Source organism: Photorhabdus temperata, from assembly GCF_025384845.1.
Classification (GTDB): Bacteria; Pseudomonadota; Gammaproteobacteria; order Enterobacterales; family Enterobacteriaceae; genus Photorhabdus; species Photorhabdus temperata.
In genome coordinates this window covers 21,295-45,131 of sequence record NZ_JAJAFX010000032.1, presented here as the reverse complement: position 1 = coordinate 45,131, position 23,837 = coordinate 21,295, and the positions used below count along the sequence as shown (strand labels likewise).

At 45.4% G+C, this 23,837-nt stretch carries 17 protein-coding genes and 1 pseudogene; 8 read left to right on the top strand and 10 right to left on the bottom strand.

Translation table 11 applies throughout. The features are described from left to right. Nucleotides 1–10 precede the first annotated feature (10 nt). Nucleotides 11–1,084, top strand: a complete 1,074-nt coding sequence (gene waaB, locus LGZ99_RS13860) for a lipopolysaccharide 1,6-galactosyltransferase (RefSeq protein ID WP_021322874.1) — start codon at nt 11–13, stop codon at nt 1,082–1,084. 121 nt (nt 1,085–1,205) lie between these two features. Here the strand turns inward: waaB and malM are convergent, their stop codons facing one another. From malM to malK, 3 genes are all read right to left on the bottom strand, one after another. Next, on the bottom strand, nt 1,206–2,123 hold the full coding sequence (malM, locus tag LGZ99_RS13855) for a maltose operon protein MalM (protein ID WP_036840151.1): 918 nt from the start codon (nt 2,121–2,123) through the stop codon (nt 1,206–1,208). Nucleotides 2,124–2,245: 122 nt separating this feature from the next. Continuing rightward, nucleotides 2,246–3,532 (bottom strand): maltoporin, encoded by a 1,287-nt coding sequence (locus LGZ99_RS13850; protein WP_036840148.1) that lies wholly within the window; start codon nt 3,530–3,532, stop codon nt 2,246–2,248. Nucleotides 3,533–3,568: 36 nt separating this feature from the next. Beyond that, nucleotides 3,569–4,678: a maltose/maltodextrin ABC transporter ATP-binding protein MalK gene (gene malK / locus LGZ99_RS13845; protein WP_036840146.1), complete on the bottom strand. Its 1,110-nt coding sequence runs from the start codon at nt 4,676–4,678 to the stop codon at nt 3,569–3,571. 382 nt (nt 4,679–5,060) lie between these two features. Here malK and malE point away from each other — a divergent pair, with 382 nt between their 5' ends. The 3 genes from malE (at nt 5,061) to malG (ending at nt 8,842) form a co-directional block, all read left to right on the top strand. After that, the gene (gene malE, locus LGZ99_RS13840; protein ID WP_021322872.1) at nt 5,061–6,260 is read left to right on the top strand and encodes a maltose/maltodextrin ABC transporter substrate-binding protein MalE; all 1,200 of its coding nucleotides are present in this window, start codon (nt 5,061–5,063) and stop codon (nt 6,258–6,260) included. A gap of 122 nt (nt 6,261–6,382) precedes the next feature. Next, nucleotides 6,383–7,939: a maltose ABC transporter permease MalF gene (gene malF, locus LGZ99_RS13835; RefSeq protein ID WP_023043874.1), complete on the top strand. Its 1,557-nt coding sequence runs from the start codon at nt 6,383–6,385 to the stop codon at nt 7,937–7,939. Nucleotides 7,940–7,951: 12 nt separating this feature from the next. Further along, complete coding sequence (malG, locus tag LGZ99_RS13830) at nt 7,952–8,842, top strand: maltose ABC transporter permease MalG (protein ID WP_021322868.1); 891 nt, start codon at nt 7,952–7,954, stop codon at nt 8,840–8,842. A 67-nt stretch (nt 8,843–8,909) separates the two neighbouring features. On the opposite strand, the gene LGZ99_RS13825 is transcribed toward malG, so the two are convergent. Then, nucleotides 8,910–10,925 carry an LTA synthase family protein gene (locus LGZ99_RS13825; protein ID WP_023043873.1) on the bottom strand — a complete coding sequence of 672 codons (2,016 nt, stop codon included), beginning with the start codon at nt 10,923–10,925 and terminating at the stop codon, nt 8,910–8,912. A gap of 1,029 nt (nt 10,926–11,954) precedes the next feature. Between LGZ99_RS13825 and LGZ99_RS13820 the strand changes: the two genes are divergently transcribed. Next, nucleotides 11,955–12,209 (top strand): type II toxin-antitoxin system Phd/YefM family antitoxin, encoded by a 255-nt coding sequence (locus LGZ99_RS13820; RefSeq protein ID WP_021322866.1) that lies wholly within the window; start codon nt 11,955–11,957, stop codon nt 12,207–12,209. A 196-nt stretch (nt 12,210–12,405) separates the two neighbouring features. On the opposite strand, the gene LGZ99_RS13815 is transcribed toward LGZ99_RS13820, so the two are convergent. After that, on the bottom strand, nt 12,406–12,690 hold the full coding sequence (locus LGZ99_RS13815) for a type II toxin-antitoxin system RelE/ParE family toxin (RefSeq protein ID WP_023043871.1): 285 nt from the start codon (nt 12,688–12,690) through the stop codon (nt 12,406–12,408). Then, nucleotides 12,683–12,925, bottom strand: a complete 243-nt coding sequence (locus LGZ99_RS13810; RefSeq protein ID WP_021322864.1) for a type II toxin-antitoxin system ParD family antitoxin — start codon at nt 12,923–12,925, stop codon at nt 12,683–12,685. Before LGZ99_RS13810 ends, LGZ99_RS13815 begins: the two co-directional genes overlap by 8 nt. 354 nt (nt 12,926–13,279) lie before the next feature. On the opposite strand from LGZ99_RS13810, the gene LGZ99_RS13805 reads away from it, so the two are divergent. Next, on the top strand, nt 13,280–13,558 hold the full coding sequence (locus LGZ99_RS13805; protein WP_021322863.1) for a hypothetical protein: 279 nt from the start codon (nt 13,280–13,282) through the stop codon (nt 13,556–13,558). A gap of 1 nt (nt 13,559) precedes the next feature. Next, nucleotides 13,560–13,865 carry a type II toxin-antitoxin system RelE/ParE family toxin gene (locus LGZ99_RS13800; RefSeq protein ID WP_023043869.1) on the top strand — a complete coding sequence of 102 codons (306 nt, stop codon included), beginning with the start codon at nt 13,560–13,562 and terminating at the stop codon, nt 13,863–13,865. Between the two features lie 360 nt (nt 13,866–14,225). Here LGZ99_RS13800 and LGZ99_RS13795 read toward each other — a convergent pair. The 3 genes and pseudogenes from LGZ99_RS13795 to malP all read right to left on the bottom strand — a co-directional run. After that, nucleotides 14,226–14,372 (bottom strand): annotated as a pseudogene (locus LGZ99_RS13795) (site-specific integrase); the annotation flags it as partial. Between the two features lie 176 nt (nt 14,373–14,548). Continuing rightward, the gene (malQ, locus tag LGZ99_RS13790; protein WP_036840142.1) at nt 14,549–16,636 is read right to left on the bottom strand and encodes a 4-alpha-glucanotransferase; all 2,088 of its coding nucleotides are present in this window, start codon (nt 16,634–16,636) and stop codon (nt 14,549–14,551) included. A gap of 9 nt (nt 16,637–16,645) precedes the next feature. After that, nucleotides 16,646–19,054: a maltodextrin phosphorylase gene (malP, locus tag LGZ99_RS13785; RefSeq protein WP_021322859.1), complete on the bottom strand. Its 2,409-nt coding sequence runs from the start codon at nt 19,052–19,054 to the stop codon at nt 16,646–16,648. 422 nt (nt 19,055–19,476) lie between these two features. Here malP and malT point away from each other — a divergent pair, with 422 nt between their 5' ends. After that, complete coding sequence (gene malT, locus LGZ99_RS13780) at nt 19,477–22,191, top strand: HTH-type transcriptional regulator MalT (RefSeq protein WP_021322858.1); 2,715 nt, start codon at nt 19,477–19,479, stop codon at nt 22,189–22,191. A 63-nt stretch (nt 22,192–22,254) separates the two neighbouring features. On the opposite strand, the gene LGZ99_RS13775 is transcribed toward malT, so the two are convergent. Further along, nucleotides 22,255–23,451 (bottom strand): multidrug effflux MFS transporter, encoded by a 1,197-nt coding sequence (locus LGZ99_RS13775; RefSeq protein ID WP_021322857.1) that lies wholly within the window; start codon nt 23,449–23,451, stop codon nt 22,255–22,257. Nucleotides 23,452–23,837 lie beyond the last annotated feature (386 nt).

Here is a 23,837-nt window from a genome sequence, read left to right as displayed (position 1 = left end):
AGGATTAATAATGAAAAATATATTTATAATATACCATGATCTTTTCTTGAATGGATATGGCGGGGTAGAAACGGTATGTTCAAATTTAATAAATTTGATTGACTGTGCCAATATTGAAATTAATTTCATATTTATATCTCTAAATGAGATAAACAGAATTGAAAGTCGTGCTTGGTTATCCCATGCTCAGTATATCTCTTTAACGTCAAGTAGTGATAAATCTCGCCAAGATATTGCGTGTGAATTATCCTTGATATTAGAAAAATTCTGCCCGGATATTTTAATCAGTTTGGACACGACATCCTGTAATATTACTCGACTTTCCTGTGAAAGAATTAATTTCCCGGCAAAAATTTATTCTTGGCTGCATACCTCCATTAGGAATCCTACCTCACAGAAAATTAAAGATTTATGCTGTGCCGACGAGCACCTTGTAATTAGTTCTGGTTTACGAGATCAAATGTTATCCTTTGGGATAAAAACAGAGAAGCTTCATCTTATTTTCAATCCTATCAAAATGAACTCCTTTATAATCCCTCAACCAAAACACATAGCTAGATTTTTATATGTTGGAAGAATTCTTGCCTATAAGTCAAAAAATCTAACTGAACTATTTTTAGCGCTTTCTCAATTATATGGTCATTGGGCATTACATATGGTAGGTTCCGGTGATGATGAAGGTTATTTAAAAGAATTATCTTTACAACTCAATATAAATAACAATATTATTTGGCACGGTTGGCAAGATCAGCCGTGGGAGTTTGTTATGGATAATATAAAAGAAGTATCAGCTGTTGTTTTAACATCAAAATATGAAGGTTTCGGCATGGTATTAGCAGAAGCAATATCTTATGGTATCTATTGTATAAGTTCAGATTGTCAGTGTGGTCCTAATGATATTATTAACGATTTAAATGGCGAACTTTATAAATCAGGTAATATTCCTGAGTTGTCTAAAAAATTACAACTCATTATTGATGGATATAAAATAAGAGATCATTATGCAATAAAAAATTCTATTGCCTTTCTTTATGAAGATAATTTCCTATTAAGAATAACTAAAGCTTTATCCCTCCACCGATAAGTATCTCCGGTCGTAAAATATTATGAGAATTAAACTTTATGCCCTCCTATTCGGAGAGCATTTGTTTTGCATTGAACAAACTAATAGTGTATTTACCCTATAGCCAACATAGGTAAATGGTTTATTTCTTGTTTTTGATACTGTTAATAAACGTTTCTCGTGCAGTTGAAGATCCCAGGCGTTCTGCTTCATCAAGCAGATTCAGCGCCTTATCAATATTGCCGTTATTAATTTCTTTTTTAATTGCATCACTGAAATAGCGTTCGGTGTCGCTCAGGACCGGTTTGGTTTTCAGTGGCGTGCGCTGTGTTGCGGTAGTTTGTGTTGACCCTACAACGACTGGCTCCGGTGCCGGGCCTGATAAGACTTGACCAATAGTGATGTTGCCGGCGTTTTGTTCCGATTTCACTTTCAGCTTCAACGTGCCGGTTTCTGTATGGCGGGCAACGGGATCTGGAATGGCAGGAACGGCGTTGCCGACGCCTTGAGCATAAGCTTTGGCTGGATCAATCATTTGTGTCGATTTTTGCAAATCGGTACGAGTGGTGTAGATCAGTACATAGATTTGCTGCTGCCCCAATGCTGGCGTCAGCTTTAATGTGCCTTCCAACCGATCTGTGGACATAACCCCTGGACGTTCATACGGAAAATAGTCACTTGGATAAAATGCAGCGGGGCGTAATCCCTGATCAAGCACCAGAACATTCGGTGCGTAAACTTGTTTATCTTGTACTAAACTGCTCAACATAATGTCCAGTGAGCCCCGGTTTGCCGGAATTGCGAACGCAGCTATCGGCCCTTGGATATTTCCTTCATTAAGGTGCTGGGATGTGGCATTAAGGATAATGGTCTGTGTACTGCTGGTGCTAATCGGCTGCCAGTTTAATTTTTGCAGTGCTGCTGTTGAGAGGGAAGGTGCAACAATATCCTGAGTTGTGGTTGCCTTAGTTGTTGTAGTGATAGGTGTTGCGTAGCTTATCAGAGGCGCTGTGCTACAAAGTAAGGCGCTAAGACAAAATGAGATAAGTTTGGTTTTCATTTCTTACCCTTGTTCGGTTGAAAAAAAGAGACTGATATCCACGGGCAAAAGGCATATCAGTCCAAGGCGCTAAAAGTGGCTAAATAATCCGGTTGATCTAAAACCAGCAGTTTTTAATGGCATTACCACCAGGCTTCGAATTGTGCACCAAAGGTGAATTCATCATCGTTGCCACGGCTGAATTTATGTGTTGCTGTATCGCTGTAAGCCATGCCATCGATGTAGCCGTCGTTTTTATTCGCATTACCCCATTTTTCATCCCATTTGGCATAGGTGACGAACAGACGGATAGCCGGACGAGACCAAATGCTGTCACCAGCCTGCCATTGTTGGGCTAGGGTGATTTTGTATTGATCGTTAGTGTCACTGGTTCGCTGGGATTTGACGTTATCGTAGCCAATATCCATCAGGGTGCTCATCGTTGGTGTCCATTTGTACATTGGACGCACACCAACGGTATACCATGTGTTACCGTTGTTGTTATCACGGTCAGTATCCTGATACATCGCCACGTACATGAGATCCCATTTTTCCGCGAGATTAATCGCACCATGATTCAGGATACGTAGCATATGACCATCATTATTTACGCTGGCGCCTTCAGAGCGACCATTACTGGAGGAGGTCATGGAATCAATCGCGTACTGTACGACAAATTTGTTGAAGCCTCCTAGCATGCTTTGAGTATGTTCGGCGGTAAACATGAAACCATCTTTGGAAGCGTTTCGGTTAAGGTGGTAGCCGTCTCGCGCATTGGCGCGACCATAGTCAAAACCAAGCTCCAGGCTACCGCCTGGGTTAACTTCCAGGCCGGACAGACGTAGGTCGTAGACATCGTTAGAAGTAGAAATTTCATGGTTCCGGCCGGCAATCCAGCCATGGGAACCGCCAGACTCGGTGTTACGGGTGACGGCCAAAGAGAGTTTGCTAAAGCCCAGATCGATATCTTGCACACCCGCACCTGGTCCTGAGATATCCCAGTAATAAAAGTCGATCATATGCACGTCATGACGCTGGTAGAAGCGTTTACCGGCCCATAGCGTTGAACCTGGTAACCAGTCGATAATGTTCTTCGCCTGGACATTCACTTCACGGAAAGCGGGATTGGTGGATTCCCAATCTTTTTCTTGCGCTACGGAATAGGCTACGTTGGTATCGAGGTAGAAGCTCTTATCGCCGTCTTTCCATAGCTCCTGACCCAATTTAAGTTCAGCATAGGTTTCACATTCATTACCTAAACGATATTTGCTTTGTGCACCGGTGCTTTGGAAACACTGTTGCTCGCCACCGCTGCCGGTCCAGCCAATACCGGAACGGGCATAGCCGTGGAATTCTACGGCTGACGCCTGCATGGACAGTAATCCAGCGATAACCGTTAATGATATAGGTAATATACGCATTGATTTCATCAATTATTCTCCTGTTGTTTTTTAATTGGCTCAGGCTCAAACACCGGGTTCTTTATGCAAACGCTGGCATGCTGTTCCATCTTCCCGGAATAAATGGCAGCGGTGGGGAGGTAATCCGATGGTGAAGGAGGCCCCTTCTTCCACGAGCACAACATCAGGCTGGCGATAAACCAGATTTTGACGAATAGCCGGGATTTCAATGTGAACCTGGGTTTCATTTCCCAGTTGTTCAACAACCTGAACTATGCCTTCCAGCGTGACATCTGCGATATCACTCGGAAGGAGGTGTTCTGGGCGTATTCCCAGAGATACATTGCTGCCTACTTTTACCCCTTGGCTTTCTACGGGCAGCCAGATTTGCTGGCGATTGGGCAGAGTAATTTGCACCTGATCGACGGCGGTGGCTGTTACTTTAACCGGCAGGAAATTCATTTTGGGTGAACCAATAAAGCTGGCAACAAAACGATTAACGGGATAGTGGTAAAGCTCAAGTGGTTTGCCGATCTGAGCAACATCCCCGCCATCCAGCACCACGATTCTGTCGGCCAGCGTCATTGCTTCAACCTGATCGTGGGTGACATAAATCATCGTACGTTGCAGGCGTTTGTGCAGGCGTGAAATTTCAATGCGCATTTGGACGCGCAGTGCAGCGTCCAGATTGGAAAGGGGTTCATCCAATAGAAAAACATTTGGTTCAGCGACCAGAGTACGGCCAATGGCGACACGCTGGCGCTGCCCACCTGATAGTGCTTTGGGGCGGCGATCAAGCAGATGAGCGAGTTGAAGCATCTCCGCAACTTGCTTCACGCGCTGCTGAATGGCACTTTTTTTGGCGCCGGCCAGCTTCATACCAAACGACATATTGTCTGCAACAGACAGGTGGGGATACAGTGCATAGGACTGAAAAACCATCCCAACGCCACGTTTGGCTGGTGGTACATCGTTTATACGTATATTGTTGATCAGCAAATCACCAGAAGTAATATCTTCCAGACCTGCAATCATCCTTAATAGTGTCGATTTTCCACATCCTGATGGACCGACAAAAACCACGAATTCTCCTTCCTGTATCTCAAGGTTGATGTTCTTAGAAATAATAGTTTCACCATAAGCCTTAGATACATTACGTAGTGTGACGCTCGACATGTGTTCCCCCGGACTATCACCGCAATCCACGGTGAAAAATGATAAGCCAGAGTGTGTTTAAGATAATGGGTGAGTAAATCCTCCATGCCCAAGTTTTTTATGGGGGAGGAGTCAGGAGGATGAGATAAGAGTTGTTGAGGCGGTTAGGTATGAGCTGCTGGATAAAGTGTGATCTTTACTGCAAAAAAAGATGCCTCTTTTTGTGGTCAACAACACGGTTCCGCTGTTTTTGTAATACAGATCACACCCATCTCAGTTGGGGCGTAGAGCGGGGGAGGATGAGTATTTCTATTGTCGGTTGCACACTAGCTTCGCACTCTCCGCCAATGTAACAAAACAATTCACCCTGAACCTATTCAAACTATAAGTAAAGGACGGAATGATGACAAAAACAAACTTGAAAATGGGCGCCCGTACCCTGGCGCTTTCTGTTTTAGCCACTCTTGTGCTTTCTGCCTCTGCTTTGGCAAAAATTGAGGAAGGTAAGCTGGTTATCTGGATCAACGGCGACAAAGGCTACAATGGCCTGGCGCAAGTCGGTGAGAAATTTGAAAAAGATACGGGTGTCAATGTGACTGTTGAACATCCAGACAAGCTTGCAGAAAAATATTCGCAGGTTGCAGCAACCGGTGATGGGCCGGATATTATTTTTTGGGCTCATGACCGCTTTGGTGGTTATGCTCAGTCTGGTCTGGTGGCGGAAATTACGCCGGATCAAAACCTTAAGGACAAACTGTTTCCGTTCACCTGGGATGCTGTGCGCTACGACGGTAAATTGGTGGGTTATCCTATTGCGGTTGAAGCCCTCTCCCTGATTTACAATAAAGACCTTGTGAAGACACCACCCAAAACTTGGGAAGAGATCCCTGCTCTGGATAAAGAACTGAAGAGTAAGGGCAAAAGCGCCATTATGTTTAATTTGCAAGAGCCTTATTTCTCCTGGCCGCTGATTGCTGCTGATGGGGGATATGCTTTCAAAATGGAAAACGGCGCATATGATGCCAAGAACGTCGGGGTTAATAATGCGGGTTCTAAAGCAGGGCTGAATTTTATTATCGATTTGGTAAAAAATAAGCATTTGAATGCGGATACCGACTATTCCATTGCCGAAGCGGCGTTCAACAAAGGTGAAACGGCTATGACCATTAATGGTCCGTGGTCGTGGGCCAACATCGACAAGAGCGGGATAAATTACGGTGTGACGTTGTTGCCGACGTTTAAAGGTCATCCGTCCAAGCCGTTTGTCGGCGTATTGACGGCAGGTATTAATGCCGCCAGCCCGAATAAAGAGCTGGCGAAGGAGTTCCTGGAGAACTATTTGCTGACCAACGATGGTCTGGCAATGGTGAATAAGGATAAACCGCTGGGAGCCGTGGCGCTGAAATCCTATCACGATATTCTGGCTAAGGACCCGCGCATTTCTGCCACGATGGAAAATGCTCAAACAGGTGAAATCATGCCGAATATCTCGCAAATGAGCAGTTTTTGGTATGCCATGCGTAACGCTGTTGTTAATGCGTTGACCGGCCGTCAGACTATTGATGCCGCACTGAGTGACGCAGAAGCCCGTATGACCAAGTAGCCTGTAGACACCCTTTTCTGAAGGGTGTCTCTTTCCCGTAACGACTAAGGATGTTACTTGCGGAAGGTTGCTCAAATTATCAGCAAAGCTGTTACAGTCGTAGTAAAAGGAATAAGAGCATTATGTCAGCGACGCTCAAAAAAACATCATGGTGGCAGTATTCTGCTCTGAAATGGCTTGCAGTGAGCCTGTGTATACTCTTTACCGGTTATCTGGTGGTATTGATGTATTCTCAGGGAGAGTATCTGTTTGCAATGCTGACACTGGTATTGTTGGGAACCGGAATTTACGTTTTCGCCAACCGCAATACTTATGCCTGGCGCTATGCTTATCCGGGCATCGCGGGAATGGGACTGTTTGTGCTGTTTCCGCTCATTTGCACCATTGCCATTGCCTTTACCAACTATAGCAGTACTAATCAACTGACTTTTGAGCGTGCGCAATCTGTCCTGATGAGCCGTCAGTATCAGTCGGGGCAAACATTCACTTTCAGGCTCTATCCAAAATCCGATCTATGGGTTCTGGCATTGGATGCGCCGGGCCAGACTAAGCAACTGGTATCGGAACCGTTTTCTCTGTCAGTAACGGAAGAAACGACTTTACGTTTGTATGAACAGGATACCGCTCAGAGCGGTGAAGCGGCGACATTGCGTATTATTACCCAGAATCGACAAGCGCTGAATCAGTTGGTTGCTGTTTTACCGGATGGTCAGTTACTGAGAATGAGTTCGCTTCGTCAATTCTCTGGTGTACATCCTCAATACTCTCTTGGGGAAGATGGCAAGGCTCTCACTAACAATCAAACAGGCACGCTTTACCGTCCTAATACCGATACCGGTTTCTATCAGTCTGTTAATGCTGAGGGACAATGGGGAAATGAGACGTTAACGCCGGGATTTACTGTTTCCATTGGCTGGAAAAATTTCCTGCGTGTAATACAGGATGAAGGTATTCAGAAGCCGTTTCTCTCTATTTTTGTTTGGACGGTTGTGTTTGCTCTGTTCACGGTGGTGCTGACTGTTGCTGTCGGCATGGTTCTGGCCTGTGTTGTGCAGTGGGAAGCACTAAAAGGCCGTGCTATTTATCGCGTGCTGTTAATCTTGCCGTATGCTGTGCCATCGTTTATTTCTATCCTGATTTTCAAGGGGTTATTTAACCAGAGTTTTGGTGAGATCAACCTGTTGCTCAACGGCTTGTTCGGTCTTAAGCCCGCCTGGTTTACCGATCCGACATTGGCGCGAACTATGCTGATTGTGGTGAATACCTGGTTGGGATATCCCTACATGATGATTCTCTGCATGGGGCTGTTGAAGGCAATACCGGATGATCTGTATGAGGCATCGGCGATGGATGGCGCCGGTCCATTTCAGAGCTTTTTTAAGATTACCTTCCCGTTACTGATTAAACCGTTGACGCCGCTGATGATTGCCAGTTTCGCTTTTAACTTCAACAACTTTGTTCTTATTCAGTTGTTGACTTATGGCCGGCCGGATCATATTGGCACTACGACGCCGGCGGGCTATACCGATTTACTGGTGAGCTATACCTATCGTATTGCTTTCGAAGGGGGTGGTGGTCAGGATTTTGGCCTGGCTGCGGCGATTGCCACCGTTATCTTTTTGCTGGTTGGCGCACTGGCTATTATTAATCTAAAAACCACCCGCATTAAATTTGACTAAGGAGGGAATGCAATGGCGATGGTTCAATCCAAATCGCAGAAATGGCGTTTGTTGGCGACACATTTGTTGATGTTAACCTTTATTGCCATAATTTTGTTCCCGATGCTGATGGTTATTACTATCTCCCTTAGGCCGGGGAATTTTGCTACGGGTAGTTTGATCCCGGAAAGTATCTCTTGGGAGCACTGGAAATTGTCGCTCGGCTTTAGTGTGGTATCACCGGATGGGCGCGTCACTCCGCCACCTTTTCCGGTTATGCTATGGCTTTGGAACTCTGTTAAGGTTGCCTTTATTACCGCTGTAGGTATCGTTACGTTATCAACCACCTGCGCTTATGCCTTTGCCCGTATGCGTTTTCGCGGTAAAAGTACTTTGCTGAAAGGCATGCTGATTTTTCAGATGTTTCCGGCGGTTCTTTCCTTAGTGGCGTTATATGCCTTGTTTGACCGGTTGGGGGAGTACTTACCGTTTATGGGCCTCAATACCCACGGCGGCGTTATCTTTGCTTATCTGGGTGGCATTGCGTTGCATGTCTGGACGATTAAAGGTTATTTCGAAACCATTGACGGCTCTCTGGAAGAGGCTGCTGCGCTTGATGGCGCGACACCGTGGCAGGCTTTTCGTATGGTATTGTTACCGCTCTCCGTACCGATTCTGGCCGTAGTGTTCATTCTTTCTTTCATTGGCGTGATTACGGAAGTGCCTGTTGCCTCACTGCTGTTGCGGGATGTGAACAATTACACTCTGGCTGTGGGCATGCAGCAGTACCTTAATCCACAGAACTATCTTTGGGGTGATTTTGCCGCCGCCGCTGTGCTTTCTGCGCTCCCTATAACCATTGTCTTCCTGGTTGCCCAGCGTTGGCTGGTCAATGGTTTGACAGCGGGAGGAGTAAAAGGCTGATTGCAATATTTATAAGTGAGAATCCCTTTAATTGGCTGAAATTAAAGGGAATTCGCGGAAATATCAGTTACTGCTGGTGGTGAACCTGGCGGTTTAACTGCCATGACAGTAAATCAGTAAATACCTGCCAGCGATGAAACTGTTTAGCTTGCTCTGCTGTCATTGGTTGTGGTTCACCTAATAATAATCCCGTTTGGTTTGCCCATGGTCGAAATTCACCTTTGCCTATCATGATATAGGCACCTTGCGGTGTAATAGTCACTTCTGGGTTATATCCCTGACACCAGATAGGGTCCAGATGTTCAGTTAGCAAATTACAGCCGGTACGGTAATACGTCGTATTTGATAGGCTTAAATGATAGAGCGTTGGCCAGATATCTTTATGGCTGCCGACTCTGGTCGCATCAAAAGTCATGTTCTGGCGATAAGCAGGCGGCACGTAGAGATAAAGTGGTACGCCGTGACCAATTGCCAGTTCATGGGCATCTGGATAACTGATGCCCCGCATATTATGGTCACCGGTTGCTGCAATAATAGTATGGGAAGCCAGTGACTGAGATTTTACCCAACTGATAAATTGCCCCAACTGATCGTTGGTATAACGCAGAGTATGGAAGACCTCCTGTAACTCATCACCGCTAGCCAGACGGCTTAGGCGTTGTTTCTCTACATCGTTTAGCTTAATGTTGGTTTTCTGATAGCCTTGTGGTGACTTATACGGTGGGTGATGGGTAGTGGACAACGACAGAATCAGAGCATGTTCTCCGTTCTTCTCTGCTTGAGCCAGGCGTTCTTCAATATAACGGAACATAAACTCATCAGGTACACCCCAAGTACCGAATTTGGCTTCCGGGTAGCGTTTTTTCAGCCCATTCTGATCGATAAATTCACTGACGCCCAGATTTGGTAGGAACTGATTCAAGTTACGCCATGCTCCGTTACCTGATGTGACGAAGATAATTTTGTAACCATTCGCCAGATAGGGTTTAAACATATTGCTGGTGAAATCGAGATTTTGGGCAGTGGACTGGCTGATTGCGCTGTTTGGGCTACGGACCAGGAAGCGGCTCAAACTGTCGATGGTGCCATCTCCTTCAGAAACGAAACGTTCAAAACGCCAGTCATTTTGCCAGTGCTGGCGTAGGGCACCTAAAACATCAAGGTTTGGGCGATCCAGACTTTGCAGGTGATAGCCCATGCTCTCCATCACGTTAAATATTACATGGGGTGGTTTTTTCTGAGCGACAGGATTGTCGGCGGTTTTAGCCATAAACGGCGACAGGCTAGCCGGCGTTGGATTATCCAGAAATTGGCTTAATAGCGTGCTACCTTGTTCATCTGTTGCCTCTGGGAAGTAGCTGTTTTTGTAATGATCATTAAAGGCCCAGTTCAATGCCATTGGACCGTTAGGCGTCAGCATATTAAGTATTTTAACTTCTGAAACTTGTGTATTGGACTGACGCAGTGGAAAGGTCCCGATGGAGCCGCGTATTCCAACGAAGCAGACAGCTAAAATAGCCAGTGTCGCTATAACAGAAACCGGCAGGTTGGTTTTGCGCGCTGTACGTAAGGTAAGGCGGCGTTGCCAGCGGAGACAAAGCCAGAAAATGAAAGCGGTGAACAGAACTAAACAGAGCAAACCACGGATAATGGGATAGTCACTCCACAGGGTGTGCAACACGGCTTTCGTATCATCTTCCACCAAACCGAAGATGAAAATATCGATCGATCGTTCATAAGTGGCATAGTAATAAACATTGGCTACAGTTAAAGCCCCAACCAGTGTATTGAGTATTGCAGCCAGCCACGGATAGAAACGTTGCCATATGCTGAAACTGTTTTTGTTAATGGCAAATAAGCCGGCAATCAGCAGACAGGGAACAAATAGCAGACTGGCAATACGGATATCAAACAGTCCGCCAATCCAGAACATTCGTTCTACATCTTGAATGGCGTCAGCAAGGAGCTGATGACTGCCATAAGTGAGGAGAAGATAGACTCTTCCCGTCATTTGTATCGATACAGCCAGCAGCCAGGGAAGTAAAAGAGCGATAAAAGCCTGTTTAAATCTGGGAAACCACATAATGCCTTCTTAATTAGAATGGATTAGTAAGATTAATTTGGTATTTTATGGGTAAGGATCCTAGCTTATTCAGTAAATGATTGCCTATCTTATGTTAGATTATTTTATTAGACATTTTTTGCAGTAAACAGCAGATTTGACCAAGGTCCAGATAAAATTGATTGAGAAAGGATGGCTTAGACTATAAAACATCCTTTAGGCTGCTGACAAAACCATTTTAAAAATAGGTGTTTTTGCATCATCAAGAATTTCAGATAGCGTGTTATCGGCTGATTAGTTTTCTCTTATTTAATAACAGCTTATTGCATCAATGATGATAAAAGGTCTGGTAGATTAATCAGCCAGAAAAGTGATAACGGTTGGACGGGTCTTTAAGCGTTAACAGAGCGCGAAAATAGTTTAGAAAGTAACGATATGAATTGATTTTAGCGTTAAATCACATTAAAGGCATAGTTTAAATCAAATCGCAGACGAAACTGATTAAAGCAGTGTAAATCGAGTTTACTCTGGCGTATTTAAGGTATTGTAGTTTTGCGTAATAAATCGCAAAATAATAATACAGCAAGTAACCCGATTTATATTCTGTTAAATCATTTATTTAGAGACTGTAATTTATTTATGACAAAGTTTATTGTCAGTTGAAAACATGATTAAAGTCGGTTTCTTTGGTAAAATAGACTTTATGATTAAGTTATTCGTATTCTTATTTATCTTTTCTCCGGAGAGATGAGCATTAATAAAGTTTTCATTTTTCACTGATAATTTTATGATGGGCAGGTTTTAAACTGTTATTAAAAGTCATTTTTTTAACTTTTGGTTTTAATCGGTATAAGGTTTTAACAATTGCTTTTACCCTTTTTGACGCTTAGGGGAGGATTCCACTTTATTTATAATCTATCCAGGTATGGTTTCGCTGCTAAAATGAGGAACTAACCAGCCCTGATGGTATACAGAAATATTGTTAGCGCACATTTGCGTACTAATACTGTACAAGTACAGTTATGGGTACAATATTGTGAGGTAATGACTATGAATACGATGAGTTATTCAGCATTCCGGGCTAACTTGGCGAGAACCCTGGATAAAGTGAATGATGACCACAAGCCCGTTATCATCACTTGCCAGAACGGTAAACCAGCGGTCGTTATTAGCCCGGAAGATTTCCAGTCTTACGAAGAGACGGCCTACTTGATAGCCAGCCCCAAAAATGCTGCTCGCTTAAACCAGGCTATCGCGGAAGTGGAGGCCGGTAAAACCGTTGAGAAAGGATTATTGGAAGAATGATTTTGTCCTGGGCGGAAATGGCATGGGAGGATTATCTGCATTGGCAATAAATAGTCGAGGAGCCAAAAGTCAGCAATCTTAAGGACAGATTATTGACAAAGTCCAGCAGATTTTTGATGTTGCATCAGCGATGGCAGCTCGCAGGACGAGACAGCTACGCTGGCTTGATGCACCGCACAACGTAGCCCCTGCCCGCTCAAAGAAGATGATGGGGGTGATTCATCTGTTGATGAAGGATACGCGCAATCAGAATATCGGTATCCCGGATAGTATAGAAAACCGTGTGACGGTGAAACTCAACCCGCATTACACCTGGGACAGATGGGTATTCCCTCCCTATATGTGGCATCTCAGCTAGCGTATCAAAAAATGCTTCCAGTGCCTCCGTATAATGGTCAGCCTGAGCTTCACCGAACTGCAAAAGTGTATAATCATAAATCCCAGCAAAATCTTCAGCAGCCTGATCCGTGAGCTTATACATTATGTCTGCGTTTCCGTTGTTCCGCTATATCCCGTAGGGCCAGCGAGCTTTCCCCACTTTCCAAGCCAGCAATAACCGCTTTGCGTACAATCTCATCGTAAGCTTCTTGTTGCTCCAGCAAACGCAGCGCTGAACGCATAACTTCACTGGCATTTCCATAACGGCCACTTTCAATCATGCGCTGTACGAACCCGTCAAGCTGTTCGCCCATACTGACAGTAGTAATTTTTCTCATATCTCACCAATGTATTAATAGTTAATACATCAAGTATGAAGCAAATCAGGCCGCATTACCAACGTTCTGTTTAGTCCTACCAACCCGATCAGCAATGCCTTTCTGGCTTTCACCTTTGATCAATACGGAGTGACCGATCTCTGTAGCGATATGGGTAAACGTCTACATTGCTGGCAGAAGTCGGCTCCACTTATCCTGTGTCATTAGCCATTTCTTATCCTGATGAGATTACTGATTTACCACAATAATCTGATTGTTTTCTTTGAAAACAACATTGTTGTTATAGGTTATTGTGCTAATATGACAACACAAATGACAACATTCTTTGAGGCAATAGTGAACGAAGGAGGGTGAATGGAGACGATTCATTTTCGTATTGATGAAGAAACCAAGCGTTTAGCCATGCAAACTGCCAAACGCCATCAGACAGACTTAACAAAGTTAATGAGACAAAAAGCCGAAGAGTTGGCGAATGAAGAACGTGAGTATCAAAAAAATACCCATGCTCACTGGTTAGAAGCGGAAATTGAGAAAGCAATTGACCGATGTGAAAATGGCTTGGCTCATTTCATCGATGATTCTGAAAGTCATCATCGGATGGCTCTACTGCGTAGTAAGCTGAGCAGGGGATAAAGTGATACGTATTTCATGGGAAGAAACCGCCCAAACTGACCGGGAGCAAATTTATTTCTACTTCTTTGAACAGGCTGGGCTGTTATTGGCTGATAAAGTTGATACAAAATTTTCGGAAATGGCTGAACTTCTGAAAGTTAGCCCATATGCAGGCATAAAGGCTCGTAACAGCCCAGATAAACGTTATAGAAAACTCGTTGTCCCTCATTTTCCTTTCATCATGCTCTACCGTTACGATGAGGATATAGAAAATATAAAAATTCTCAGAATATTGCACACCTCCAGAAGGATAACCGGGCTTTTTTAAGTAAAAAACTTTGAGGTGAATCTCAAAAATATTCCAGCCAGATAACTGGGAGCATTTCTTTGTCTGACAGTAAACTGAGTTATAAAAAAGCCCTTCGGCATGCGAAGGGCTTTTTTTGTATATCGATGTGGTCACGGTGTGGACATTTTTGTTTTTAAATCCTTTTATTACAATGTGTTATGTTTGGAAAACAAACACCATCCCTGTCTTTCAGGCCCTTTTTGGGGCTTTTTTTTCAGTCACTTATAATGCATTTCTTTGTAAAACAACGATATAAAAAAGTATGAAGGGGTTGGAAAGTATACGAAAGTTTTGAATGTGGACGCTCGCCACACTCTCTAGCTTTATTCTACTTCTATCTCACCCTATAAGAGGGTTTAATGTAATGGCATGTTGCAGATAGTCTGGGGCAAGGTGTGCATAGACCATTGTTTGGATTATGCTGGCGTGCCCTAATATCTGTTGTAATGCAATTATATTTCCTCCATTCATCATGAAGTGGCTGGCATGCGGCCACGCTGCCCAAACCCGTAGCAGTTTTGAACACACGCCCCAAACTAAAGCACTTTGTCAATAATCTAAGGATGGTTTAGATTATAAACCATCCTTAGATTATAATTTCGTTAAGTTATTAAATGGGGAAGGATAGCGCTTTCAGAGAGGAGAACCCGATGTTACGGTGTTCAGCCCTCGGCTGCCCCTGCTTTTTTACGGCATGTATTCAAATCATTCAGTAATTGGTTTACATGATCATCACTGAACATAGTTTCCAGTGTGGTATTTAATTTACGTCGCCAGTTGGGATATTCCATCGTAGTACCTGGAATATTGACGGGTTTATCCATATCCAGCCAGTCTTCGGGTTGCAGTCCCAGTAGTGCGCAGGTGCTGTGGGCAATATAGCGATGTAACCCTTGGTTTATCTCGGGTGACATTGCTACTTCTTTTGCCGTGTGGCCGATATGTTCCGGAATACAGCCGTAGCGATGTAATCCCTCTAATAACTCTTGTTTGCTTGCCTGACGTTCGGTATATAACTTTTGAAGAAGATCTTTATCAGGATATAGCCGGAGCGATTCCCCAAGTGTCAAATCGGCACTTTGCCAGAATCCGCGCAAAGTAGGCAAATCATGGGTGGTTATCGTTGCCATTGCTTGTACTGGGTAATCATCCGGTGCACGGACTTCCCCCTGTTCATTGCGCTCAAAGTAGAGCACTTTATAAGAATAGACGCCATTATCGCGCAGTTTATCTACGATCTCTTCCGGCACGATACCCAAGTCTTCACCAATGACTAAGCAGCGATGGCGTTGACTTTCCAGTGCCAGAATTGCCAGCAGATCATCAACTGGGTAGTGTACATATGCCCCTTTGTCGGCGGTTTCGCCATAGGGGATCCACCAGAGCCTGAGCATCGACATAACGTGGTCAATGCGTAGGGCGCCGCAATAGGTCATATTTGTGCGCAGTAGCTCAATGAATGGTTGGTAAGCCTGGGTTTGCAAAACATGGGGATTCATTGGTGGCAGGCCCCAGTTTTGACCCAGTGGCCCCAGAGTATCCGGTGGCGCTCCCACGGATGCTTTGGTGCAGTAAACAGCCCGGTTGCACCAGGTTTCCGATCCTCCTTCGGCTACGCCAACGGCTAAATCTCGGTAAAGCCCAATGGGCATTTCACTGGTTTGACTTTGGGCAAAGCAGTCTGCAAGTTGAGTATGGGCTAGCCACTGTAGCCAGAGGAAGAATTCCACTTCCTGCGGGTGAGACTGGCAAAATGTTTGTACGGCTTCGTCGTGTGGATTGCTATATTCTTCCGGCCATACAGGCCAACCCCAACAGCTGCTATTTTTAGCGTATAGCAGACAGTGCAGAGCGTCATAGACGGCTTGATAGTAGAGGCATTCACCACCTTGAATGACAAATTGGTGAAAAGATACCTGTTGGGAGTCAGTTGCTGAACGGGTATTGAACTGTTGATATGCCAGACGCAGTGCTGCCATTTTCAACGCCATAACTGTGGTGTAATCCACCCATTTTGTGCTGCGGGCATGTTGTAACATGCGCTGAGTCGTCTGTGCTTGCCACCAACTCTGTGCTTCTTCGCTGTGTTTGAAATCCTCAATCTGATTAACATCAATGTAAACCACATTAAGCCAGTTGCGTGATGAGGGGCTATAGGGGCTGGCGCTTTCTGGCATAGCTGGATGCAGCGCATGCAATGGATTCAATCCGATAAAGGAACCCCCGCGTGCCGCTATCTCTTTCAGCATGTATTTCAGATCGCCAAAATCTCCGATTCCCCAATTGTTTTCTGAACGCAGTGTATAGAGTTGCACACAGGCACCCCAAAGTTTTTCCCCCTTTAACAGCGCATTTGGCTCATAGCAGCGTTTGGGCGCGACGATAATTTGCACAGACCAGCATTGGCTACCTTGTGTCAGAGTAAGGCGATGATATCCCTGAGCAAGGGTATCAGGAAAAGTCAGTTGATGGCTGCCATGTCCCTGAAACTCCTCTCCTTGTTCTGTCCGTATCTGCCATTGGTAGTTCCTGTCGTCTTCCAGGGTGATAGTGAAGCGCTGCCCTTGAGTAAAAACTTTTACCGTTGGTACGGGAGAAACCGGCTCGCTGGCCGGTTTGTTTACATTTATGGCATCTAACAAGCGGTGTCTGGTGTCTGCTGGAATCGCCTGTGGTTTTCCATAAGCATTGATATAGCTGGCAACAATGCCAGCCTCGGTCGCTAAATGATCGAGGCTCTTATCCTCCATGATTTTTCCTTATCTCTTTGCTTGCCAGATACGTTGTTGATAATCCCGGATTGTTCGGTCAGAGCTGAACATACCCATTCGTGCGGTATTCAAAATGGCGCTGCGTGTCCAGCCTTGAGTATCACGGTACAAGGCATCGATCCGCTTATGGGCATTGCAATAGGAGGCAAAATCAGCCAGTACCAGATAAGGGTCGCCACCTTCAATCAAGCTGTGCAGCAGCATGTCAAATGCCCGCTTATCACTGTAGCTGAATTCGCCGCTGGCCAGTGCCCTGAGTATGTTGTCCAGATGTTTATCTTCCTTGAGTAACGTCAATGGATCATAACCGGCAGCTTTCAAAGCTTTCACTTCTTCGACGGTGTGTCCGAAGATGAAAATGTTGTCGTCTCCCACTTGCTCGGCAATTTCGACATTCGCTCCGTCTAATGTTCCGATAGTCAGTGCGCCATTCAGCGCGAGTTTCATGTTTCCTGTACCGGAAGCTTCCTTACCGGCAGTGGAGATTTGTTCTGAAACATCGGCCGCCGGGATCATGAGTTCTGCGACAGAAACTTTGTAATCGGGGATAAAAGCGATCTTGATGCGATCACGAACGATAGGATCATGATTGATTTTTTCGGCGGCCTGATTGATCGCAGAGATAATGTTTTTTGCCAGATAGTAGCCTGGTGCTGCTTTCGCACCAAACAAGAATACGCGTGGAACAATATCCAGCGCCGGATTTTCCTGAATTTGTTTATAAAGCGATAGGATGTGTAGCAGGTTCAGGTGCTGACGTTTATATTCGTGCAAGCGTTTAATTTGCACATCGAAAATGGCGCTTGGATCCAGTTTAAGTCCCATTACTTTATTCACATAATTGGACAGGAGGATCTTGTTGCCCTGTTTGACAGCCCGATACTCTTCGCGGAAAGCAGCGTCATCTGCATAAGGCTCAAGCACATTAAGTGCATCAAGATCGTTAATCCATTCACGGTTAAGCGTCCGGTCGATCAACCCTGACAGTGCTGGGTTACACTGTTTGATCCAGCGACGTGGTGTAACACCGTTCGTCACGTTATGGAATTTGTTCGGCCATAGTTGGTGATATTCTGGGAAAAGATCTTTAACGATCAGTTCTGAGTGCAGTGCTGCTACCCCGTTCACGGCAAAGCCGGCGACGACGCAAAGATTCGCCATCCGCACCTGATGGTTATAATGTACCGCCAATTTTTCCCATACGGCTTGATCGCCCGGCCAGGTTTTCTCCACCAGCTTTTTGAAGCGGCGGTTAATTTCTTGAATGATGTTGTAATGGCGTGGCAACAGGTGGCTTACCAGATGTTCATCCCAGCATTCCAGCCCTTCCGGCATCAGCGTGTGGTTAGTATAGGCGAAAGTATGGCTGGTTATCTCCCATGCCGCTTCCCAGCTCATTTGGTGTTTATCCAGCAGAATGCGCATCATTTCAGGAATGGCAATAGTTGGATGGGTATCGTTAAGCTGGATAACCTCATACTTCGGCAGATCTTCTATTTTGCGTCCCGCCAGATGATGGCGACGCAGGATATCTGCCACAGAACAGGCACACTGGAAATATTGTTGCATCAGACGCAGGCGTTTGCCTTCCTGATGATTATCATTCGGATAGAGAACTTTCGTCAGCTTATCGGCTTCAACACCTTGCTGTTCGGCCGCCAGGAACTGCCCATCGTTGAATTTGTCGAGATCAAATGGATCAGCATGTGTTGCTTGCCACAGGCGCAGTGGTTGGGTAACACCGTTGTGATAACCAATAACCGGTAGATCCCAGGCTTCCCCAATCAATGTAAATTCAGGCGCCCAGGTTTCGCGCCCATCATCTGCCATTAAGACTTCACCACCAAAATTAACTTCAACATCCAACTGAGCATTGTGGCGGAACCAGGGATAGGATTCTCGTCCCCAATTATCCGGCTTTTCAATTTGCTGTCCTTGATTAAAAGACTGGCGGAATAGGCCGTATTGATAATTCAGGCCATAGCCGGTTGCTGATTGACCAACGGTTGCCATAGAGTCGAGAAAACAGGCTGCAAGCCGTCCGAGGCCGCCGTTACCTAAAGCGGGGTCCGTTTCTTGCTCCAGCAGATCGCTAAGAATGATATTTTCTTCTGCCAGGTAAGTCTGAACGTCTTCGTACCAGCCAAGGTTAAGCAGATTGTTTGCAGTCAAACGGCCAATCAAAAACTCCATAGAGATATAGTTCACATGGCGTTGTTGTTGGTCGGAAGGAGCAGTGATTTCAGGGCTCGAGGGCAGTAGTTCTGACAGGGCCGCACTGACGGCTTGCCACCACTGGTGCTGAGTCATTTCCTGGGCTGATCCGAGGCCAAAGCGCTGCCATTGACGCGTCAGCGCAGCTTGAAACTGGGCTTTATCTAATCTGGTCTGTTGCATGGAGTCTTCATCCTGTAGCTGAAAAAGGAAAATTTAGACACTATGCTGAATGCTCTCAGAGTCTAAAACATCATCCTGGAGAGGTATTAGTCAGGGTGGAGTAAAAGGGCGTAGTCGGTAATCCTATTTGGCATTATTTTTGATTTATTAAATCCATTTTTTCCTGGAGATTGATGGAATGGTCTGCGGTCGGCTTCCATAATTTATCGATGGAAAATGGAATTTGCTGTTCAAGAATGTGATAGGGTGCGCAACTTAGTACAATGAGGTTCGCAAACAGGTTTGCAAAGGCTGTGTATTTCACTAAATTTGGTTGGGCTTATTAATGACATTATTACGGGCCGTGATATAAATTATCTAATAACATCACATAGGGTTCCGGCGCAGGTTTTATTTATCGCTTCTTATGGGCACGGAAATCAATGCTTATCCCATCAAAACTGAGTCGTCCTGTTCGTCTGAATAATACGGTTTGGCGTAAACGCCTGTTGATCAGACTGAATGAGTCGTCTAACTATCGTCTTGTTCTGATAACCAGCCCTGCTGGTTACGGCAAAACCACATTGGTATCTCAGTGGGCGGCCGGGCAAGATAATCTGGGATGGTATTCTTTGGATGAAAGCGACAATCAGCCGGAGCGTTTCGCCAGCTATCTTATCGCGGCGTTGCAGCAGGCCACACAAGGGCATTGCGCCAAAAGTGAAGTGTTGGCCCAAAAACATCAATATGCCAATTTACCCGCGCTCTTTGCTCAACTGTTTATTGAACTCAATGAATGGCGACGACCGATTTTCTTGGTGATTGATGATTATCACCTGATTATGAATAACATTATTCATGAGGCTATGCGGTTTTTCCTGCGTCACCAGCCTGAGAATCTTACTTTAACCATCTTATCACGCAATCTGCCTTCTCTTGGGGTTGCCAATCTGCGTGTGCGTGAGCAATTGCTGGAAATCGATAGTCAGCAACTGGCTTTTGATCACCAGGAAACCCAGCAATTTTTTGACAAGCGTTTGACCCCATCGCTTGACGCCGACGATTGTAAACGCCTGTGCAACGAAGTGGCTGGCTGGGCAACGGCGCTTCAGCTGATTGCGCTTTCAGCGCGGCAGTCGTGTGATGCCGCTGAATTGTCGGCTAAACGTTTATCGGGAATTAACGCCAGCCATCTTTCCGACTATTTGGTGGATGAAGTATTGAATCAGGTGGATAAATCAACCCGTGAATTTTTGTTGCGCAGCTCTATTTTGCGCTCTATGAATGATGGTTTGATCGTTCGTCTTACCGGCGAAGAGAATGGTCAACAGCGTCTTGAAGAAACCGAGCGCCAGGGGCTGTTTATCCAGCGTATGGACGATTCTGGCGAATGGTTTCGCTTTCATCCACTTTTTGCCTCATTTTTACGTCAACGCTGTCAGTGGGAAATGGCGTTGCAATTGCCTGAATTGCATCGTGCCGCCGCAGAAGGCTGGTTGGTTCAAGGGTATCCGGGCGAGGCTATTCATCATGCTTTAGCGGCGGGCGATACCACCATGTTACGCGATATTTTGTTGCAGTATGCCTGGTCGTTATTTAACCACAGCGAGCTATCTCTGCTGGAAGAATGTATGAATGCGCTGCCTTATGAACAACTGTTGGAGAGTCCACGCCTGGTACTGCTTCAGGCTTGGCTGGCCCAGAGTCAGCATCGCTACTCAGAGGTAAATACACTGTTGAGCCAGGCGGAACAGGCATTGCAACAGAAACAAATTGCTATTGAGCCGGATTTACTGGCTGAGTTTGATGCTTTACGGGCTCAAGTCGCTATCAACAGCGGCAAGCCGGAGATGGCTGATAAGCTAGCGAAGAAGGCCCTGGCGGCCCTGTTGCCACAGAATGAATACAGTCGTATTGTCGCAACTTCCGTGGAAGGGGAAGTCTTACATTGTAAAGGCGAGCTGGTTGATGCATTGACGCGGATGCAACAAACCGAGCAGCTTGCGCGCCGTTTCCAGGTTCATCACTATGCGTTATGGGCATTGTTGCAGCAAAGCGAGATTTTACTGGCCCAGGGGTATTTGCAGACCGCCTATGAAACGCAGAACAAGGCGTTTGAATTGATCCGTGCACAGCATCTGGAGCAGCTTCCGATGCATGAATTCCTTTTGCGCATCCGCTCACAGCTTTTGTGGTGCTGGTCCCGTCTTGATGAAGCAGAAGAGGCCGCGCGTCGTGGTTTGGAGGTGTTGTCGAACTTCCAGCCTCAGCAGCAGTTGCAGTGCCTGACACAGTTGGCTAAATGTTCTTTGACCAGGGGAGATATTGATAATGCCCGCCGTTATTTGGCCCGTTGTGAAAACTTATTGAATAATGGGCAATATCACAGAGACTGGCGAACCAATACTGACAAACTGAGAGTCATCATTTGGCAGAATATGGAAGAGAAAAGTGCGGCTGTTCGATGGTTGGCGCAGACCGAGCGACCGGACAGCGTCGATAATCATTTTAATCAGGGCCAGTGGCGTAATATCGCCCGCGCTCAGATCCTTCTCGGCCTGTATGATGAGGCGGAATCTATTTTGGATATGCTGAATCAACATGCAAGAGAATTGCAATTAATAAGCGATCTGAACCGTAATCTACTATTATGTAATTTGCTTTACTGGCATATAGGACGTAAAAGCGAAGCGCAGAATGCACTTATCGAGGCATTGGCTCTGGCTAACCGCACCGGATTTATCAGCCATTTTGTGATTGAAGGTGAGTTGATGGCCCAGCAGCTGCGTCAGCTTATCCAGCTGAATACTTTGTCTGAACTGGAGCTGCACCGGGCACAGCGCATTTTACGTGATATCAACCGTCAACATCGTCATAAATTCGCCCATTTTGATGAGAGTTTCGTCACACAGTTGCTGACACATCCTGATGTTCCGGAGCTTATTCGCAATAGTCCACTGACGCAACGTGAGTGGCAGGTGCTGGGACTGATTTATTCAGGCTACAGCAATGATCAGATTGCCGCAGAGCTGGATGTAGCAACTACAACCATTAAGACTCATATCCGGAATTTGTATCAGAAACTGGGGATTGCAAATCGCCAGGAGGCGATTCAGCAGGCACAGCAACTGATGCAGATGATGGGGCTAGGTGTTTGACTTCCGATGAGCAAGCCATTGTTCTGATCAGTGATACTGAATAATGGCTTTGCGTGACAGATTTTAAGATTTTAGTGAGACAATCCGTCCTTTCAGGCTGCGACTGAGTAAGTGTGCTGACAGGGTTAGCACGGTACCCAGTAGCATCACCAGCATCAATGATTGTTTGGGTGGAAATGGTAACGCCATAGCGCCCAGAGAGATAATAGAGCCAACAGCCATCTGGACGAACCCTATCAATGCGGAAGCGACACCTGCTTCTTCAGAATAAGGTTCTAGAGCATAACTGGTAGCGGGCCCCATAACAAACGCCAAACCTGCACAAGCGAAAGCAACCGGTAACATATAACTTAGCCAGTGTTGGCTGGCTACATTTGGCAGCAGATGTATGCCTGAGAACAGTGATAGGCAGCCCAGTGCCATCAGAATTGTCCCAAACAGCAAGCAGAAAGGGCGACCCGTTCGATGAAGGACTTTATTGGCGAGTAGGAAGGCGATCATAGTCCAGAGCCCGTTGCCGCCAAAAATCAATGAAAATACCAGTGGTGAAATATGGCCTTCGGTCATTAACACAGTTGGCGCAAATGAAACATAAGTAATCATTATTGCCATGATGCCAGCGTTAACCAGTGCAAAATGCATAAACCGGGCATTGCTGAGAATTTGATAATACGGTTTCAGCGGCAATCCATGAATGGGTTTAGTGTTTGCGGGGCGCGTTTCTGGCAGCCAAATGGCAATGATAAGCAGCACAATAACCGCGTAGCAGACCAAGAACCAGAATGGTGCCCGCCAGTTAAACATTTCAGCCAAAAGACCACCCAGTAGCGGAGCGAGAGCAGGAACAATATTCAGTGTACTGTTAAGAAAACCGTAGGCTTTAGCTGCCTCGTCACCATTCAGGCGGTCTCGTACACCGCTGATGCAGACGACACTGGTACAGCAAACAGCACATCCTTGAATGATCCGTGCCGCGACAAAAATTTCGGAATTGGTTGAAAGTGCTGCGATCATAGAACCAATGATGTACAAAATGATCCCCATTAAGGCAACCGGTCGACGGCCAAATTTGTCCACCAATGGTCCGGCGATTAATTGCCCCAGTCCCATGATGAGCAGAAATAAAGAGATAGTCGACTGAATGACCTCATTATTAACTTGAAAATCTTCAGCAATGGCGGGAATTGTAGGTAAAAACAGATCGATACCCAGTGGTCCGAAAAGCACCAAACTAAGTAACAGAAAAATGTAATTTCGCATATTTATTCTTTTGATATTTCAACAAATTGTGATGATTTTATTAGTAAATCGGCACAGTGGCATTGAGTTCCCAGCATAATTAAAGATTTTGTGTATGCCAGAGATCCTATTAGCGGGTTATTTCAAACTAGCGATAGGTTTATTTAAATATCGTGCACAACCGAACTCTTTACTGCTTTTTCAAACCTGAACTTTATACGAGCTGCTTAACTGTGTAAACCGGCCAAGCTGCTTCAGCACTCTTTTAAGGTATGTCAGATTATTAGCAGCCTCTATTCTAGAGTGTTCTATTTGAAATTATTTCATTAATAAATAGTTACTTTGTTTTTTCATTTCTTTGGTAACTCATTCTCAATAAAAAAAGCATATCCTTTCTGACAAATCAG